Source organism: Amycolatopsis sp. NPDC051106 (genome assembly GCF_040682775.1).
Lineage (GTDB): Bacteria > Actinomycetota > Actinomycetes > Mycobacteriales > Pseudonocardiaceae > Amycolatopsis.
On record NZ_JBFBBQ010000002.1, the window covers coordinates 38,541 to 56,558 of the forward strand.

Below are 18,018 nucleotides of genomic sequence, written 5' to 3' on the forward strand. Positions count from 1 at the left end.
GCCGAGGTGGCGCCCGAGACCGTGCAGGAGACGCCGGAAGAGCCCGCGAAGCCGCTGCTCCCGAAGCGCCGCGTGGGCTGGGTGTTCGCCGTCGCGGTCGTGTTCTGGGCGATCGACCTGGTGACGAAGAACCTGGTCGCCGCCAACCTCGAGGGCAAGGAGCCGCTCCGGATCCTCGGCGGGCTGATCTACCTGCAGGTGATCCGCAACCCGGGTGCCGCGTTCTCGATGGCCACCGGCATGACGTGGGTGCTCGCGCTGGTCGCGCTCGCCGTCGTCATCGCGATCATCTGGCTGTCCCGGCGGCTGCGCTCGATCGGCTGGGCCATCGGGCTCGGCCTCGTGCTCGCCGGCGCCACCGGCAACCTGACCGACCGCATCTTCCGCGCGCCCGGCGGGCTGCAGGGTCACGTCGTCGACTTCATCTCGGCGTTCGCCCCGAACGGCAAGGGCTTCGCGATCTTCAACATCGCCGACTCGGCGATCTGCGTCGGCGGCGCGCTGATCGTGCTGCTTTCGCTGCTGGGCAAGGACTACGACGGCACGTCGACCAAGGACAAGAAGAAGGCCGAAGTGCCGGAGGAGAAGGCGTGAGCGCGCGGATGCTCCCGGTGCCCGACGGGCTCGACGGCATGCGGGTCGACGCCGGCCTCGCCAAGCTGCTCGGGCTCTCCCGCACGGTCGTCGCGGAACTGGCCGAATCCGGTGACGTGCTGCTCGACGGCCGGCCCGCCGGCAAGTCCGACCGGCTGTCCGGGGGCGGTCTCCTGGAGATCACGCTCCCGGAGCCGGCGAACCCCGTCGAGGTCGTCGCCGAACCGGTGGACGGCATGAAGATCCTCCACGACGACGACGACATCGTCGTGATCTCGAAGCCGGTCGGCGTCGCGGTGCACCCGAGCCCGGGCTGGACCGGCCCGACGGTGGTCGGCGGCCTCGCCGCGGCCGGCCTGCGGATCGCGACGTCGGGCGCGGCCGAGCGCCAGGGCGTCGTGCACCGGCTCGACGCGGGCACGACCGGCGTGATGGTGGTGGCCAAGAGCGAGCACGCGTACACGGTGCTCAAGCGGGCGTTCAAGGAACGCACGGTCGACAAGGGCTACCACGCGATCGTCCAGGGCCACCCCGACCCGATGCGCGGCACGATCGACGCCCCGATCGACCGCCACCCCCGCCACGACTACAAGTTCGCGGTCGTCCAGGGCGGCCGCCCGAGCGTGACGCACTACGAGGTCGTCGAGGCGTTCCGGGCGGCGTCGCTGGCGCACATCAAGCTGGAAACCGGGCGGACGCACCAGATCCGCGTCCACTTCTCGGCGCTGCGGCACCCGTGCGTCGGCGACCTGACGTACGGCGCGGACCCGGTCCTGGCCCGCCACCTCGGCCTGAACCGCCAGTGGCTGCACGCGAAGACCCTGGCGTTCGCGCACCCGGCCGACGGCCGCTGGGTCGAGTTCGAGTCGGAGTACCCGGGCGACCTCGCGAACGCGCTGAAGATCCTGCAGGACGAGAGCTACTAGCGGCGCACTTCGACGTTGGAAGCGGCTCGCACCGGCCCGTTCACCGAAGCCAACCCCGCCCGGCAGGAATTTCGGCCGCGCCGATGCAGTGAATGACCCATTCACCTCGTCCGACGCAGTGAATGACTCATTCATGGCGTCGGGACCCGCCCGCCCAGACCCGCAACCGTCGACGAACCCAGGACGAGAGCTACTGACTCAGTCCTCGATCGACCACGTCAGCGTGCGCTCGTCCGGTTCCGGCCGCGGGCTCCAGCGGACCGACACCACCCGCGTCGTGTCCGGGAGGACGTACACCGTGTGCCCGCCCAGGGTTTCGCCGGGCGGGACGCCGATCTTGTGCGGGGGCCGCGACGTCAGCGACACCGGGGCCTTGCCGATCGCGGTGCCGTCGGCGGCGAGCAGCTCCAGGTAGTTGTCCGGCAGCGACGCGAACGGGATGGCCCCGCGGTTGGTGATCTCGGTGTGCACGACCACCGCGCGTTCGCCCTCTTCGAGGCGGTAGCCGGCCGCGCTGAACAGGTAGTCGGCCGGGTCCTGGACTTCCAGCAGCTGCACCGAGAGCTGCTCGCCCTCCAGGCCCTGCGTCTCCATGACCTCGCGGATCCGGCCCTGCTTGCCCCCGGCCGGTGCCGCGGGGCGGGCGGGCTCGTCGCCGCGGGCCCACGACGCCGTCTGCGGCAGGCCCCACGTGCTCACCACCGGGTCCAGCGGCACCGGCGGCGGGGCGAACTGCTGGGGCGGCCGCTGCTGAGGCGGCCGGGGCGGCGGGCCCGGGTACGGCCCGGACGGCGTCCCCTGGACGTGGTACGGCCCGGACGGCGCCCCTTGCACGTTGTACGGCCCCGAAGGCGCGCCCTGTACGTTGTACGGCCCCGACGGCGCGCCCTGCACGTTGTACGGACCGGAAGGCACCCCGTGCGGGCCCTGCGGCGGCATCGGCGCGGGCTGCTGCGGTACCGGCTGCGACGGCGGGGGCGGGAACTGCTGCGGCGGCCGGTTCGCCCACGACGGCGGCGAGCCCGCGATCGCCGCCCGGAGGCCCTGCGGGTCGCTCTCGACGCCGACGAGCAGCGGCAGCCCGCTGCCGGACAGCGCCACCAGCCGGTAGGCGACCTCGCGCGGATCCATGCCGACCTTCGCCGCCAGCTCGTGCACCGCGGCCTTGCCGAGGTCGGCGAGCGCGGCGAGCAGGCGGGTATCCACGGGATCGGTCACGGCCACCCGCTGAACGCTACCGCCTCGCCGGAGCGGCCGCGCCGAGGTGGTCCGCCCCCGGCGAACGGCTCACCGTTCTTGTCGGTGCTCTCCGTTAGGGTCGGCTTGGAGCACATCACCGAAGCTGGGGGTCCTGCCATGACCGCGGTCACCGAACTCGCCGACGAGTTCGTCGAAGCGCTGTTCGCCGCCGATCCGCTGACGCCCGCGCTGCTGGGCGTCCGCCCGGCCGAGCCCGGCCTGCCGGACCTGTCCGCCGAAGCGGAGCAGGCGCACCGCGCCCGGCTCGCGGAGTTCGCCGAGCGGGCCCGCGCGCTGCCCGTCGAAGGGCTCTCCGCCGAGGACCGGGTCACCCGCGAGGTCCTGATCGCCACGGCCGAAGACCGCGTCGCGTCGATCGACAGCCGGATGGCCGAGTTCACTGTCACCGACATCATGGTCGCGCCCGCGGCCTCGCTGCTCATGGTGCTGCCGATGACGACCGTGACGGCGGGCGAGACCGCGGAAGCCCAGCTCGGGCGCCTGGCCGCGATCCCGGAGTACCTGCGCCAGGCCGCGCGGCGGCACGCCGCGGGCATCGCCGACGGCCTGGTCCCGGTGGCGCACCTGGTCGAGGCCGCGATCGCGCACCTCGACCGCTACCTCGCCGACCCGGACGCCGACCCGCTGCGCCGCCAGCCGGCGCCGGACGAGGAGTTCGGCCGCCGGCGTGACGAGCTGCTGGCCGACGTCGTCCGCCCGGCTTTCGCCGAGTACCGCGAGTTCCTCGTCACCGAGGTCAAGCCGCACGGCCGGTCCGCCGAGCAGCCCGGCCTGAAATGGCTGCCCGGCGGCGAAGAGACGTACGCGCGGCTGGCGAAGGTGCACACGACCACCGACCGCACCCCGGAGGAGCTGCACCGGACGGGGCTCGACATCATCGACGCGCTGGCCGCCGAGTACCGCGAGCTGGGGCAGCGGGTGTTCGGCACCGACGACCTGGCGGAGATCTTCGAGCGCCTGCGCACCGACCCGGCGCTGCGGTGGACCAGCGCCGAAGAGCTGCTGGACACCGCCCGCGCCGCCGTCGCGCGGGCGACGGCCGAGGCCCCGAAGTGGTTCGGGACCGTGCCGTCGCAGCCGTGCCTGGTCGAAGCGGTGCCCGAGGAGGCCGCGCCCGGCGCGCCCCCGGCGTACTACCTGCGCCCGGCCGCCGACGGTTCCCGGCCCGGCATCTACTTCGCGAACACCCACGAGGCCACCGAGCGCTTCCGGCACTCGGCCGAGTCGGTCGCGTTCCACGAAGCGGTGCCGGGGCACCACTTCCAGCTGAGCGTCGCGACCGGCCTGACCGACCTGCCCCTGCTGCGCCGCATCGGCTCCTTCACCGCCTACACCGAGGGCTGGGGCCTCTACAGCGAGCGCCTCGCCGAGGAGATGGGGCTGTACTCCGACGACGTCGCCCGGTTCGGCATGCTGACCGCCGACTCGATGCGGGCGGGCCGCCTGGTCGTCGACACCGGTTTGCACGCGCTCGGCTGGAGCCGCCAGGAGGCCGTCGACTACCTGGCCGAGCACACGCCGATGGCCCGCGTCGAGATCGAGGCCGAGATCGACCGTTACATCGCGTGGCCGGGCCAGGCACTGGCGTACATGGTGGGGCGGCTGGAGATCCAGCGGATCCGCCGGGGCGCCGAGGAGCGGCTCGGGTCGCGGTTCGACATCCGCGCCTTCCACGACCTCGTGCTCGCCGGCGGCGCGCTGCCGCTCTCGGCGCTCGCCTCCGCCGTCGACGACTGGGTGGCCGGGCACGGCGACACGGCCAACGGCCTGGCCGCCGAGCTCGTCGAGCTGACCTTCGAGCACGAGCCGCTGTTCCCGTCGGTCTTCGGCCTGCCCGGCGACCACGACCGGCTCGCCGACCAGAGCCGGGCCGCCCAGGAGCGGTACCTCGCCGCCTACCGGAGCCTGGCCGCCCGTGCCCGGGCGCTGCCCGCCGACAGCCTGACCGCGGAAGAGGCCGTGACGCGCGAGGTCGTCGTCGCCACCGCCGAAGTCGAGGCGGACCGGCTCGCGGCCCGCAGCGCCGACATCGCGGTCAGCGACGGGCTGACCGCGCCGGCGCTGGGGCTGCTGCTGTACCTGCCGTACTACCGGCTCGACGACGAGAAGAAGGCCCGCGGCTACCTCGCGCGGCTCGCCGCGGCCGGCACGTTCCTCGAGCAGCTGACCGAGCGGCAGCGGGAGAGCCTCGCCGACGGGCTCGTGCCGGCGGCGTACCTCGCCCGCGTGGGTGTCGAGTACATCGACCGCTACCTCGCCGCGCCGGACAGCGACCCGCTGAAGGTGGGCACGACGGCGGCCGTCGAAGGCTTCGAGGCCGAACGCGACCGGCTGCTCGCCGAGGTCGTCCACCCGGCTTACGCCCGCTATCGCGACTTCCTGCGCACCGAGGTCGAACCGGTCGGGCGGCCCGACACCGCGCCGGGCATCGGCCACGTGCCGGGTGGCGCGGAGCGGTACGCCGCGCTGATCCGCGCGGAGACGACGACCGAGCGCACGGCCCAGGACCTGCACGACACCGGGCTGGCGCTGATCGAGCAGCTCGGGGCGGAGTACCGCGAGCTGGGGCAGAAGGTGTTCGGCACCACCGATCTCGCCGAGATCTTCGAGCGCCTGCGCACCGATCCGGCGTTGCGCTGGCGCGACGGCGAAGAGCTGCTGTCCGCGGCCCGGGACGCCATCGCCCGCGCGGAAGCCGTGGCGCCGCAGTGGTTCTCGCGAGTCCCGGCGGAGAAGTGCGAGGTCGCGCCGGTGCCCGAGGCCGACGCGGCGAGCGGCACGATCGCCTACTACCTGCAGCCGTCGCTCGACGGTTCGCGGCCGGGTACCTACTACGCCAACACGTACGAGGCCGCCAAGCGCCCGCGGTTCACCAGCGAGGCGATCGCGTTCCACGAAGCCGTGCCGGGCCACCACTTCCAGCTCAGCCTGGCCCAGGAGCTGCGGGACCTGCCGTTGCTGCGGCGGATCGGCATGTTCAACGCGTACGGGGAGGGCTGGGGTCTCTACGCCGAGCGCCTCGCCGACGAGATGGGGCTCTACTCCGACGACGTCGCGCGGCTGGGCATGCTGACGCAGGACTCGATGCGGGCAGGCCGGCTGGTCGTCGACACCGGGATGCACGCGCTGGGCTGGAGCCGGCAGCGGGCGATCGACTTCCTCGCCGAGAACACGCCGATGGCGCGGATGGAGATCGAGGCGGAGATCGACCGGTACGCCGGCTGGCCGGCCCAGGCCCTCGGGTACATGGTGGGGCGGCTGGAGATCCAGCGGCTGCGCGCCGAGGCCGAGGCGGCGCTCGGCGACCGCTTCGACATCCGCGACTTCCACGACGTCGTGCTGGGCCACGGCATGCTGCCGCTGCCGGCGCTGGCCAAGGTCGTCACCGACTGGATCGCGAGCCGGACCGACACCCCGGATTCGCTCGCGGACGAGTGCCTGGAACTGATGTTCGAGGCCCAGCCCCTGCTGCCGTCGCTCTACGGCCTCCCCGGCACGCACGACCGGCTCGCCGACCAGTCCGCCGAGGCGGGCGCCCGGCAGCGCGCCGCGTTCGCCGGCTTGATCGCGCGGGCCGAAGCGCTCGACACGGCGGCCTTGCCGCCGGACGAGCGCGTCACCCGTGACGTCGTGATCTGGCAGGCGCGCACGCTGATCGACGTGCTCGACTCGGGCCGCGCCGACATCGCGGTCAGCGACGGGCTCGCGGCGCCGGCGCTGGAACTGCTGATGGAGCTGCCGCAGACGGTGCTCGACGACGAGGCCAAGGCCCGCGGTTACCTGAGCCGGCTCGCGGCGGTCGGCACGTACCTGGACCAGTTGATCGAGCGGCAGCGGGCGGCGCTCGCCGCGGGCCTCACCCCGCCGGAGTTCCTGGCGCGCATCGGCGTCGGGTACGTCGAGCGCTACCTCGCGGCCCCGGACGCCGACCCGCTGAAGGTGCCGGTCCACGGGCTCGAGGCCGAGCGCGACCGGTTGCTGGACGAAGTCGTGCGGCCGGCGTACGCGCGCTACCGCGACTTTCTGGCCGACGAGGTCGTCCCCGTCGGGCGGCCGGAGACGTCGCCGGGCATCGGCGACCTGCCGGGCGGGCCGGAGCGCTACGCGGCGCTGATCCGCGCGGAGACGACGACCGAGCGCACGGCCCAGGACCTGCACGACACCGGGCTGGCGATCATCGAACGGCTGGCGGAGGAGTACCGCGAGCTGGGGCAGAAAGTCTTCGGCACGAAGGATCTCGCGGAGATCTTCGAGCGGATCCGCACGGACCCGGCGCTGCGCTGGCGCGACGGCGACGAGCTCCTGGACGCCGCCCGGCGGACGATCGCGCGGGCGGAAGCCGTGGCGCCGCAATGGTTCTCGCGCGTTCCGGAGCAGAAGTGCGAGGTCGCCCCGGTGCCCGCCGCCGAAGCCGAGAGCGGCTCGATCGCGTACTACATCGACCCGTCGCTCGACGGTTCGCGTCCGGGCACGTACTACGCCAACACGCACGAGGCGGACCAGCGGCAGCGGACGCTGGGCGAGTCGGTCGCGTTCCACGAAGCCGTGCCGGGGCACCACTTCCAGCTGACGCTCGCCCAGCAGCTCACCGGAGTCCCGCTGCTGCGGCGGATCGCGATGTTCAACGCCTACGCCGAAGGCTGGGGGTTGTACGCGGAACGGCTCGCCGACGAGATGGGGCTGTACTCCGACGACGTCTCGCGCCTCGGCTTGCTGACGCAGGACTCGATGCGGGCGGCGCGGCTGGTCGTCGACACGGGGCTGCACGCGCTGGGCTGGAGCCGGCAGCGGGCCGTGGACTTCCTGGTCGAGAACACGCCGATGGCGCGCATCGAGATCGAGGCGGAGATCGACCGCTACGCCGGCCACCCCGGCCAGGCGCTCGGCTACATGGTGGGCCGCCTGGAGATCGAGCGGCTGCGTGCCGAGGCCGAGGCTGCGCTGGGCGACCGGTTCGACATCCGCGAGTTCCACGACACGGTGCTGGGCAGCGGAACCCTGCCGCTCCCGGTGCTGGCGGACGTGGTGGCCACGTGGGTGGCGGCCCGCTCCGAGGGAGTCAAGGAGTGACGAACGGTGGGAGACGCCGTGTCGACCCGGCAAGCACGCGTGTCGGCTCGTCGAGCACGCGTGCGGTGACCCGGCCCCGCCCGGACCACGAGGAGCAGACTTGACCTGGCTCGACCTCGCCGACGACACGCCGTTCGGCCTGGACAACCTGCCCTACGGCGTGTTCTCCGTGGGCGGCGCGCCCGAGCGGCGGGCCGGGGTGCCTGTCGGCGAGCAGGTTCTCGACCTGACCGCCGCGGCCGCCGAGACCGCGGCGGCCTTCGCGCCGCTGCTCACGGCCGGGGTGCTCAACCCGCTGCTGGCCGCCGGGCCGGACACCTGGCGGGAGGTCCGCGAAAGCGTCCGGACCTGGCTGACCGAGCCCCGGTACGCCGACCTGCTGCGCCCGCACCTCGTGCCGCTGGCGGAAGTGACCACGCACCTGGCCTTCGACGTCGCCGACTACGTCGACTTCTACTCCAGCGAGCAGCACGCGCTCAACGCCGGCCGGATCTTCCGGCCCGACGCGGCCGAGCTGCCGCCGAACTGGAAGCACGTGCCGATCGGCTACCACGGCCGGGCGGGCACGGTCGTCACGTCGGGTACGCCGGTCGTCCGCCCGCACGGGCAGCGCAAGCCGCGCAACGCCGACGCTCCTTCGTTCGGCCCGTCGCGGCGGCTGGACATCGAGGCGGAGGTGGGGTTCGTCGTCGGCGTCCCGTCCGCGCCCGGCACCCGGGTGTCCACTGAGGACTTCGCGGACCACGTCTTCGGCGTCTGCCTGGTCAACGACTGGTCGGCCCGCGACATCCAGGCCTGGGAGTCGCAACCGCTGGGCCCGTTCCTCGGCAAGTCGTTCGCGACGTCGGTGTCGCCGTGGATCGTCCCCCTCACGGCGCTGGAGCACGCGCGGGTCGACGGCCCGCCGCAGCACCCGGAACCGTTCGAGTACCTGCGCACGAGCGAAAAGTGGGGGCTGGACCTCGCGATCGAGGTCCGGCTCAACGGCCACCTGGTGTCGAGCCCGCCGTTCGCGACGCAGTACTGGACGGCGCCGCAGCAGCTGGCCCACCTGACGGTCAACGGCGCGAGCCTGCGCACGGGCGACCTGTTCGCCTCGGGCACGGTGACGGGCCCGGACCGCGACCAGCGCGGCTCGTTGCTGGAGCTGTCCTGGGGCGGGCGCGAGCCACTGGATCTGCCCGGTGGGCAGCAGCGGACGTTCCTCGAGGACGGCGACGAGGTGGTGATCAGCGCGACGGCCCCCGGCCCGGCCGGCACGCGAATCGGCTTCGGCGACGTCCGGGGCACAGTCGTCCCCGGCTGACCCGCGGCGAGCCAGAATGCCGCGTAACCGAATCCCGTGACTGAACGCGGAACTCGCGTGACTGAAGGCGGAACTCGCGTGATCGAAGGCGGAACTCGCGAGTTCCGTCTTCGATCACGCGAATTGCGGCCCGAAGCACGCGAGATTCGCCCGTGATCACACCGGAGCACGCGAGATCCGGCAGTGACGTTTCCGGGCCCGGGGCCGGGCTCGCGATGCCGGCGCGCACCGGCCGGTGAGTGGCGGCGCGCACATCGCCGGCGCGCGGCCCAGCCGACCCCGTTAAGATCCGCGACTAAGCGCTTGCTCAGCAACGGAGGTGGCCATGCGGATCGGGACCGCGATCAACTACGCCGGGGGTTTCGCCGAAAGCGTCGCGGACATCGTCGAACTCGAGAAGGTGGGACTCGACGTAGCTTTCGTTCCCGAGGCCTACTCGTTCGACGCCGTCAGCCAGCTCGGCTACCTGGCGGCGAAGACCGAACGCGTCCAGCTCGCGTCGGGCATCTTCCAGATCTACACCCGCACCCCGACCCTCACCGCGATGACCGCGGCCGGGCTCGACTTCGTCTCCGACGGGCGGTTCATCCTCGGGCTCGGCGCCTCCGGGCCGCAGGTCATCGAGGGCTTCCACGGCGTGAAGTACGACGCGCCGCTGGCCCGCACGCGCGAGATCGTCGAGATCTGCCGTCAGGTGTGGCGCCGCGAGCGGGTCGTCCACGACGGCAAGCACTACACGATCCCGCTGCCGCCGGAGCAGGGCACCGGCCTGGGCAAGCCGCTCAAGCTGATCAACCACCCGGTGCGCGAGCGCATCCCGGTGCTGCTGGCCTCGCTCGGGCCGAAGAACGTCGCGCTCACCGCCGAGATCGCCGAGGGCTGGCAGCCGATCTTCTTCCACCCGGAGAAGGCCGCCGACGTCTGGGGTGAGTCCCTGGCCGCGGGCAAGGCCAAGCGCGACCCGGGGCTGGGCGAGCTGGACACGTTCGTCAGCGCCGCGCTGGCGATCGGCGACGACGTCGAGCCGCTGCTCGACCACCTGCGCCCGCTCGTCGCCCTCTACGTCGGCGGGATGGGCGCGCGCGGCAAGAACTTCTACAACGACCTCGCCTGCCGCTACGGCTACGAGGCCGAGGCGAAGCTGATCCAGGACCTCTACCTCGACGGCAAGAAGGAGGAGGCCGCCGCGGCCGTGCCGACCGAGCTGCTGCGCTCGATCTCGCTGGTCGGGCCGGCCGGGTACGTCAAGGAGCGGCTGGCGGCGTTCAAGGAGGCGGGGGCGACGACGCTGGTCGTCAACCCGATGCTGCCCGGGCGCGAGGCGCGGGTCGAGGCCGTGGCCCGGCTGCGGGAGCTGCTCGGCTGAGCTGCCGAGCGCTAGACCGGTGTCGCGTAGACGGCGATCCGCGGGGAGTCGATGCCGGCGAGGTCGTGGGTCCCGTCGCTGGTGATCAGGCGCAGCTCGGGTCCTGGTCCGTCCGGGGCCACGAGCGTGCTGTCCGGCTCGCCGGCGGGGAAAGTCGCGGTCCGGCGCACCGTGAAGCGGGCTTCGCGGCCCTCGTCGTCGCGCACGACGACCGCGGCGCCCGGGGTCAGCGTTCCGAGGCGGGCGAACGCGCCGCGGGAGTACCCGAAGCCGACGTGCCCGGACAGCACGGCGACCCCCGGGGCGCCGGGGGCGGGTCCGTCGGCGAACCAGCCGACGCCCATCGCCGTGCCGGGCTGCTCCCGGCGGCCGGCGACGTGGCCCAGCTCGACCAGGTGGTTCACCACGAGGCCCAGGTCGGGGATCGCCAGCGTTTCCGGCAGGACGCCGGCGCCGACGGTCACCGGCCGGTCCGCGGCCGCCTCGGGAGTGCCCGGGGCGAGCACCGTCGTGACGCCGAGCAGGACGCAACCCAGCCCGGCCACCACCGCGAGCACGGCGGCGGCCGGCCGGACGAGCGGCGAATGCCGCTCACTCACGTTCCGCTGCCGCATGCCGGTAAGTCGGGACGCGGGGAGCGAGCGTTACCGAATCGTGTCCAGGAGTGGTGCGATTCACTCCATCGGATCATCCCCTTGTGACCTTCGCGTCAACAAAGCACGTCCGGAGGAGGTAAAGCCGACAATTCCCGGCGAACCGCGGCGATTTCGGGCAGTATTGCGTGTTTCGACCTGGCGAACCGGGGAATCCGTTCGTCCGAAAGTGAGGTGCGCCGAGCCGTGCGAAGAATCGAAGAGCCCGCGGTGGGCGTACTGGACGTCGGCTCGTTCAGCGCGCGCCTGGTCGTGGTCCCGGTGGACGGCTCGCCGCGCGAGCCCGTGCTGAACCACCAGACGCGACTGCGTCTCGACCGCGAGCTCGACGGCCGCGGCCGGCTCTCCGACCGCGGCATCGCCGCCGTCACGGCCGCCGTCGCCGCGGGCATGACCACCGCGTACCGCCACGGCGTGAACAACGTCTACCCGCTCGCGACGTCTTCGATCCGCGACGCCGCCAACGCGGCGGACGTCGTCGCGCACGTCGCCGGGGAAACCGGCGTCGAGCTGCGGTTCCTCTCCGGTCGCCGGGAAGCCGAACTGACCTACCTGGCCACCCGCCGCTGGTTCGGCGCGGAGGCCGGGCCGCTGCTGGTCCTCGACATCGGCGGCGGCACGGTCGAGCTGGCCGCGGGCCGCGGCGACCAGGCCACGTTCGCGCGGTCGCTGCCGCTGGGCGCGCGGTCGATGACCCGTGACTGGCTGCCGGGCGAGCGCGTGTCGACCAAGCAGGTCAAGGCGCTGCGCGCGCACGCGCTCGACGTCGTGACCACGACCCTGGGGGCCGCGGACGTCGACGACCCGCACGTCGTCGGGTGTTCGAAGGTGCTGCAGCAGCTCGCGCGGCTGGCGGGTGCCCGCCCGAACAAGTGCAAGGAGCTGCGCCTCGACGACCTGCGGGCCTGGATCCCGCGGCTCGCCGCGCTGCCGCCGTCGAAGCGCGCGGAGCTGCCGGGGATCTCCCGCAGCCGTGCCCACCAGGCGCTGGCGGGCGCGATCGTGGCGGAAGCGCTGCTGACGGTCGCGGGCGGCAAGGTCGCGATCTGCCCCTGGTCGACCCGCGACGGCCTGCTGCTGACCCTGCAGGACCAAGCGCGGGAAAAGGCGCGGAACAAGGTCGCGGCGGCCTGACCCCTGGCCGCGGCCGGGAAAACCGGGTATTCCGGAAGGTATGAGCCAGCAGCAGCACAGCCACGCCCGCGACGACGAAGACGACGAGCTCCCCAAGCTGCCGAACGCCGGCAAGCTGACCCACGACGTGCCCACCGCGCCCGACCCGGACGTGAACCCGGGCGGGACCGAAGAGGTACCGGCCCCACCCGGGCGGACTGCTGTCAGCGACCTTCCAGAGTGACCGGGTTGGTCGGATCCGCGTACTGACGCACCTTCTCCGAGTCGCGCCGCATGGGAGCGCGGCCCGGCGGCTGGCGCGGCGGGTCACCCGCGTCGATCTTCGGGATCGCGAACCGCTGCGGCTCGGCGGTGACCGTGACGCGCTCGCCGTGGTGCAGCACTTCCAGCGGCTCGCCGTCCAGCACGTGGTACGTGGCCTGGTCCCGGTCGATCTCCACCTGGAACCGGGTGCCGCGGAACATCAGGCGGAAGGTGATCCGGTCCAGCTGCGGCGGCAGCCGCGGCGCGAACGCCAGCGTCGAACCGTGGTCGCGCAGGCCGCCGAAACCGGCCACGGCACCCTGCCACGCCCCGGCCAGCGACGCCATGTGCAGGCCGTTGCGCACGTTGTTGTGCACGTCGTGCAGATCGGTCAGCGCGGCTTCGGCGAGGTAGTCGTAGGCCAGTTCGAGCTGCCCGACCTCGGCCGCGACCACCGCCTGCGTGCCCGCCGACAGCGAGGAGTCGCGCACGGTCCTCGCTTCGTAGTAGGCGAAGTTGCGGGCCTTCTCCTCCAGGCTGAAGGAGTCGCCGCACAGGTAGAGCGCCAGCACCAGGTCCGCCTGCTTCACGACCTGCTTGCGGTACAGGTCGAAGTACGGGAAGTGCAGCAGCAGCGGGTAGTGCGCGATGTCCGTGTGCTCGTAGTCCCACTCGTCGTGGTCGAGGAAGCCCTCCGACTGCGGGTGCACGCCGAGCTCTTCGTCGTAGGGCAGGTACATCGCCGCGGCGGCCGCGCGCCACGAGTCGAGCTCCACCGTGTCGACGCCGAACTTCGCGGCCACGTCCGGCTGGCGTTGGCAAGACTCCGCCGCCGCCAGCAGGTTCCGCTTCGCCATCAGGTTCGTGTAGACGTTGTTGTCCGCCACCGCCGAGTACTCGTCCGGCCCGGTGACGCCGTCGATGCGGAACGCGCCGTGCCGGTCGTGGTGGCCCAGCGACGCCCACAGCCGCGCGGTCTCCAGCAGCAGTTCGGTGCCGTAGTCGCGCTCGAACTGGTCGTCACCGGTCGCGTTGAGGTAGCGCAGCACGGCGTCGGCGATGTCCGCGCTGACGTGGAACGCGGCCGTGCCCGCCGGCCAGTACGCCGAGCACTCGGCGCCGTTGATCGAGCGCCACGGGAACGCCGCGCCGCGCAACCCCAGCTGGTGCGCGCGTTCCCGTGCTTTGTCCATTGTGGAGTGCCGCCAGCGCAGGGCGTCGCGCGCCGCGTCCGGCATCGTGTAGGTGAGCACCGGCAGCACGAACGATTCGGTGTCCCAGAAGGCGTGCCCGTCGTAGCCCGGGCCGGTCAGCCCCTTGCCCGCGATCGCGCGGCTTTCGCCGCGGGCCCCGGCCTGCAGGAGGTGGAACAGCGCGAAGCGGACGGCTTGCTGCAGCTCGGGATCGCCGTCGATCTCGATGTCCGAGGTGGCCCAGAAGTCGTCGAGGAACTCGCGCTGCTCGGTGACCAGGCCCTTCCAGCCGGTCTGGCGCGCGCCCGCCAGCGCGGCCTCGACCTGCGACCGCAGCGCGGGTACCGAACGCTGCGCGGACCAGCCGTAGGCGAGGAACTTCGTGATGCGCAGCCGCCCGCCCTTCGGCACGTCGACCGCGACGGTGAGCCGCGCGAGGTCCTCCTCGGAGTGGATGCGGGCCCGGATCCCGTCGTCCACCTCGATCTTGTGGTCCATCGCCGCGGCCATCCGCAGCCCCGACCGGCGGGTCTGGTGCACCAGCACGGCGTTGTAGTCGGACGCGCGGTGGAACTCGCCGACCAGCGGCGAGTTCAGCGCGGCGGCCACCCGCGGGTCGCTCGTGTCGGACTCGATGGGCTCGTTGGCCAGCAGGTCGGACTGGACGACCAGCTGCAGGTCCTCGTCGAGCGGTTCGACCTCGTACCGGATCGCGGCGATCGCGCGCTGGGTGAACGACACCAGCCGCTCGGTGCGCACGCGGACCCGCCGCCCGGTCGGCGACGACCATTCGGTGCTGCGGCTGAGCGTGCCCCTGCGGAAGTCGAGCACCCGGTCGTGCTTGGTGGCGGCGCCGTAGCGCATGTCGAGCGGTTCGTCTTCGACGAGCAACCGGATGATCTTGCCGTCGGTCACGTTGACGACGGTCTGGCCCTCTTCGGGGTAGCCGTAGCCCGCTTCGGCGTAGGGGAGCTCGTGCTGCTCGTAGAAGCCGTTGAGATACGTGCCGGGCAGCCCGCGCGGCTCGGCCTCCTCGAGCGTGCCGCGCAGCCCGATGTGCCCGTTCGACACGGCGAACGCCGACTCGGTGCGCTGCAGGGCGTCGACGTCCATGCCGCGCCACCGCAGCTCCCACGGCGCGCACTCGTAGCCGCGGGGTTCTTCCTCGGTCATGCTCAGTCCTCCAGGAGGTCGGCGAGGTCGTCGACGACGATGTCGGCCCCGTGGGCCCGCAGCTGGTCGGCCTGGTTCGCGCGGTTCACGCCCACGACGTAGCCGAAGCCGCCGGCCTTGCCCGCCTGGACGCCGGACTGGGCGTCCTCGAACACGGCAGCGTGGGCGGGCTCGACGCCGAGCGCCGCGGCGCCGGCCAGGAACGAGTCCGGCGCGGGCTTGCCCTTCAGGTGCTGCTCGCGGATCGTGAGGCCGTCGACGCGGGCTTCGACGTACTTGCTCAAGTCGCCGGCGTCGAGCACCTTCGCGCCGTTCGCCGACGACGTCACGACGGCGATGCGCAGGCCGGCGGCCTTGACCGCTTCCAGGTACCGGATCGAGCCGGGGTAGGGGTTCACGCCCCGTTCCTCGATGATTTTCAGGACGAGCTCGTTCTTGCGGTTGCCGACACCGTTGACGGTGGGGGCGTCCGGAGCGTCGTCGGGAGTGCCTTCCGGCAGCTCGATCCCGCGCGAGCGCAGGAATTCGCGGACCCCGTCGGCGCGCGGGCGGCCGTCCACATAGGTCGCGTAGTCCAGATCGGTGAACTCTCGGAAGTCAGCACCGTCGCGGGCGCGCAGAAATTCGTCGAAAGTCCGTTTCCAGGCTTGGCTGTGGAGAACCGCGGTGCCGGTCAACACTCCGTCGAGGTCGAACAGGCAGGCGGTGATGGTCTCGGGCAGTCCCGTCATGCCCGCACGTTACCGTTCGTCGTCGTGCGCGGGCCGTTCCGGGTGCGGCCGCACCCGGTGGATGAGCTCGTGCACGGTGGCGTCGGCGAGCCGGTAGCGCACGACGCGCCCGGTCCGCTGGGTGGTGACGAGCCCGTGCGCGCGCAGCAGCCGCAGGGCCTGGGAAACCGCGGTGTCGGTCATGCCCGTGACGGCGGCGAGGTCGGTGACGCTGATCTCGCGGGCGTAGTGGATCGAGACCAGCAACGCGAGCCGCGACGGGTCGGCGACCACGGAAAACCGCTGCGCCCACTCGTCGATGACGGCGCGGTCGCCCAGCCCGTCGACCGCGGCGGCCACCCGTTCGGGGTCGATGAGCTTGCGGCCGGGGTCGATGTCCACCCCCGGATGATTCCACCCGGGCCGCGGGCGGACCACCGGTGGCCTGGGTCACGCCGCGCTTGACGTCGGCGGGTGCGCGGGCGAGGCTGCGATTAAGACAGTTGTCATAATCGAGGAGCCGAGATGACCGACGTGGCCGCCGGGGCGCAGACCCGCTCGAAGACCATCACCTGGCAGGACCCGCTGCCGACCGCCCGGCTCGGGAGCACGATGTCCGGGTTCGACTACCTGACGGCCATTGCCGACGGCACGCTGCCCGGTCCGCCGATCGCCGCGCACTTCGGGCTGCGCTGGGAGCACATCGGCCACGGCGAGGTGGTCGCCGTCGCCGAGCCGGACGAGTCGCTGTACAACCCGATCGGGATGGTCCACGGCGGGGTCGCGGCGACGATGCTGGATTCGGTGGTCGGCTGCGCGGTGCACACGACGCTGCCGGCCGGCGTCGGCTACTCGTCGGTCGAGCTGAAGGTGAGCTACCTGCGCGCCATCCACGCGGGCCGCGGTGAGATCCGCGCGACCGGGCGGGTGGTGAAGGAGGGCTCGCGGATCGCGTTCGCCGAAGGGGAGATCCGCGACGCCGAAGGCAAGCTCCTGGCGACGGCGTCGGGGACCTGCGTGCTCACCCGGGCTGCTTGACGTCCCAGTGCTCGACGAGCAGGCCGTCCTCGACGCGCAGGATGTCGACGACGGCCGTCCCGCCGACGTGCAGGTGCACCATGACGAGGTCGTGCTCGGCGGCGATGTGCTTGATCTCGGCGGTCGCCCCCGCCAGCGGCGAGTTCTTGACGGCGTCGGCGAACGCGTCGCGGCCGTTGGGCAGGCCGGGGCTGTGGGTGACGAAATCGGGGTGCAGCGCGGCCTTCGCGGCGTCGAAGTCCTTGTGCACGAACAGGTTTTCCAGGCATTCGACGACGATCATGCGGTTCGTTCCACTCATGGGAGCATCGTCGGCTTCGCGAGCTTCGCCGTCGATTACGTGGCAGGTAATCACCTGGGCGGCCGGACCCTTCTCGCGCGGATCGCGTCGCCGCCGCCGAAGCGGCCGATGACCGCCGCCAGCAGGGCGCGGGTGTCGTCGACGCGGCCGGCGCCGAACTCCGTCTCCAGCTCGTCCTGAAGGTCCTTCCTGAGGCGCCGGGTCGCTTCGACGGCCTGGTGCGCGTGTTCGGTGAGGTGCAGCAGCTTCGTGCGTGCGTCCTCGGGGTCGGGCTCGCGGCTCAGCAGTCCACGGCGTTCGAGATCGGCGACGGCCTTCGACGCGGCCTGCTGCGTCACGCCCATCCGCTCGGCCAGCGCGGTGATGGACAGCGGGGCGGCGAGGACGTGCTGGATCACGACGCCGTCGTTGAAGCGCAGGTCGCCCAGGCCCTGTGCGGTGAGCCGCCGCTGCACCTCGTCGGTCATCGCCCAGCCCGCGAAGAGGGCGGTGAGTGACAGGTCGAGGTCGCCCGGCGTAGGATGCACAACCATGGTTGTGGAGTCTAGCAGGGTGCCGGCCGGGCTGGCCGGAGCGTTCGTCCGCGTGGCGCACCGGATCGTGTGGTGCACGCTGGTGACCGTCGACCGGCGGGGCCGGCCGCGGTCGCGGGTGGTCCACCCGATCTGGGAAGCGGGCCCGGACGGGCTGACGGGATGGCTGTTCACCCGGCCGACGCCGCTGAAGCTGGCGCACCTGGCGGCGTCGCCGTACGTGTCGTGCTCGTACTGGGACCCGCGGCACGAGGTGGCGGTGGCGGAGTGCCGCGCGGAGTTCGCCGACGACGAGGAGACGCGCCGGTACCTGTGGGACCTGTTCGCCTCGACCCCGGAACCGCTGGGCTACGACCCGAAGATCCTGGGCGGCGAGGACCACCGCGACCCGAAGATCACGGTGCTGAAGCTGACCCCGTGGCGCCTTTCGACCGGCGGCGAAGCCTGGCGCGCGGCTTAGGCGGCGCCAGCGTGCCGTGAATGACTCATTCACTGCGTCCGACGCCAGGAATGAGTCA

Annotated in this window: 16 protein-coding genes; 9 read left to right on the forward strand and 7 right to left on the reverse strand. The window is 72.4% G+C overall.

The features are described 5' to 3' along the window. Positions 1–6: 6 nt before the first annotated feature. The gene (gene lspA, locus AB0M83_RS01790) at positions 7–594 is read left to right on the forward strand and encodes a signal peptidase II (RefSeq protein WP_364511692.1); all 588 of its coding nucleotides are present in this window, start codon (positions 7–9) and stop codon (positions 592–594) included. Further along, positions 591–1,520: an RluA family pseudouridine synthase gene (locus AB0M83_RS01795; protein WP_364510927.1), complete on the forward strand. Its 930-nt coding sequence runs from the start codon at positions 591–593 to the stop codon at positions 1,518–1,520. The genes lspA and AB0M83_RS01795 overlap by 4 nt, the downstream gene beginning before the upstream one ends. Positions 1,521–1,718: 198 nt before the next feature. Here AB0M83_RS01795 and AB0M83_RS01800 read toward each other — a convergent pair whose 3' ends face one another. Continuing rightward, positions 1,719–2,744, reverse strand: a complete 1,026-nt coding sequence (locus tag AB0M83_RS01800; protein ID WP_364510930.1) for an AsnC family protein — start codon at positions 2,742–2,744, stop codon at positions 1,719–1,721. Positions 2,745–2,876: 132 nt separating this feature from the next. Between AB0M83_RS01800 and AB0M83_RS01805 the strand changes: the two genes are divergently transcribed. The 3 genes from AB0M83_RS01805 (at position 2,877) to AB0M83_RS01815 (ending at position 10,522) form a co-directional block, all read left to right on the forward strand. Then, positions 2,877–7,850: a DUF885 domain-containing protein gene (locus AB0M83_RS01805; RefSeq protein ID WP_364510933.1), complete on the forward strand. Its 4,974-nt coding sequence runs from the start codon at positions 2,877–2,879 to the stop codon at positions 7,848–7,850. A gap of 100 nt (positions 7,851–7,950) precedes the next feature. Then, entirely contained in the window at positions 7,951–9,156 is a 1,206-nt protein-coding gene (fahA, locus tag AB0M83_RS01810; protein WP_364510936.1) for a fumarylacetoacetase, read from the forward strand. 325 nt (positions 9,157–9,481) lie between these two features. Further along, the gene (locus AB0M83_RS01815; protein WP_364510939.1) at positions 9,482–10,522 is read left to right on the forward strand and encodes an LLM class F420-dependent oxidoreductase; all 1,041 of its coding nucleotides are present in this window, start codon (positions 9,482–9,484) and stop codon (positions 10,520–10,522) included. An 11-nt stretch (positions 10,523–10,533) separates the two neighbouring features. Here the strand turns inward: AB0M83_RS01815 and AB0M83_RS01820 are convergent, their stop codons facing one another. Beyond that, the gene (locus AB0M83_RS01820; protein WP_364510942.1) at positions 10,534–11,121 is read right to left on the reverse strand and encodes a class F sortase; all 588 of its coding nucleotides are present in this window, start codon (positions 11,119–11,121) and stop codon (positions 10,534–10,536) included. A gap of 240 nt (positions 11,122–11,361) precedes the next feature. On the opposite strand from AB0M83_RS01820, the gene AB0M83_RS01825 reads away from it, so the two are divergent. Then, on the forward strand, positions 11,362–12,309 hold the full coding sequence (locus AB0M83_RS01825; RefSeq protein WP_364510945.1) for an exopolyphosphatase: 948 nt from the start codon (positions 11,362–11,364) through the stop codon (positions 12,307–12,309). 40 nt (positions 12,310–12,349) lie between these two features. Further along, a complete protein-coding gene (locus tag AB0M83_RS01830) occupies positions 12,350–12,532 on the forward strand; it encodes a hypothetical protein (RefSeq protein ID WP_364510947.1) in 183 nt (60 codons plus the stop codon). On the opposite strand, the gene AB0M83_RS01835 is transcribed toward AB0M83_RS01830, so the two are convergent. From AB0M83_RS01835 to AB0M83_RS01845, 3 genes are read right to left on the reverse strand one after another with little or no spacing between them, the layout of a single operon-like run. Further along, a complete protein-coding gene (locus AB0M83_RS01835) occupies positions 12,513–14,918 on the reverse strand; it encodes a glycosyl hydrolase family 65 protein (RefSeq protein WP_364510950.1) in 2,406 nt (801 codons plus the stop codon). The two genes, AB0M83_RS01830 and AB0M83_RS01835, sit on opposite strands and share 20 nt — an antisense overlap. A 2-nt stretch (positions 14,919–14,920) precedes the next feature. After that, complete coding sequence (locus tag AB0M83_RS01840; protein WP_364510953.1) at positions 14,921–15,649, reverse strand: beta-phosphoglucomutase family hydrolase; 729 nt, start codon at positions 15,647–15,649, stop codon at positions 14,921–14,923. 9 nt (positions 15,650–15,658) lie between these two features. After that, a complete protein-coding gene (locus tag AB0M83_RS01845; RefSeq protein ID WP_364511695.1) occupies positions 15,659–16,024 on the reverse strand; it encodes a metalloregulator ArsR/SmtB family transcription factor in 366 nt (121 codons plus the stop codon). 129 nt (positions 16,025–16,153) lie between these two features. On the opposite strand from AB0M83_RS01845, the gene AB0M83_RS01850 reads away from it, so the two are divergent. Further along, positions 16,154–16,666 (forward strand): PaaI family thioesterase, encoded by a 513-nt coding sequence (locus AB0M83_RS01850; RefSeq protein ID WP_364510956.1) that lies wholly within the window; start codon positions 16,154–16,156, stop codon positions 16,664–16,666. On the opposite strand, the gene AB0M83_RS01855 is transcribed toward AB0M83_RS01850, so the two are convergent. Beyond that, on the reverse strand, positions 16,650–16,967 hold the full coding sequence (locus tag AB0M83_RS01855) for a nuclear transport factor 2 family protein (RefSeq protein WP_364510957.1): 318 nt from the start codon (positions 16,965–16,967) through the stop codon (positions 16,650–16,652). The genes AB0M83_RS01850 and AB0M83_RS01855 overlap by 17 nt on opposite strands. Positions 16,968–17,017: 50 nt before the next feature. Continuing rightward, positions 17,018–17,500 carry a MarR family transcriptional regulator gene (locus tag AB0M83_RS01860; protein ID WP_364510959.1) on the reverse strand — a complete coding sequence of 161 codons (483 nt, stop codon included), beginning with the start codon at positions 17,498–17,500 and terminating at the stop codon, positions 17,018–17,020. On the opposite strand from AB0M83_RS01860, the gene AB0M83_RS01865 reads away from it, so the two are divergent. Beyond that, on the forward strand, positions 17,499–17,960 hold the full coding sequence (locus AB0M83_RS01865) for a pyridoxamine 5'-phosphate oxidase family protein (RefSeq protein ID WP_364510962.1): 462 nt from the start codon (positions 17,499–17,501) through the stop codon (positions 17,958–17,960). The two genes, AB0M83_RS01860 and AB0M83_RS01865, sit on opposite strands and share 2 nt — an antisense overlap. The last annotated feature ends 58 nt before the right edge of the window (positions 17,961–18,018 follow it).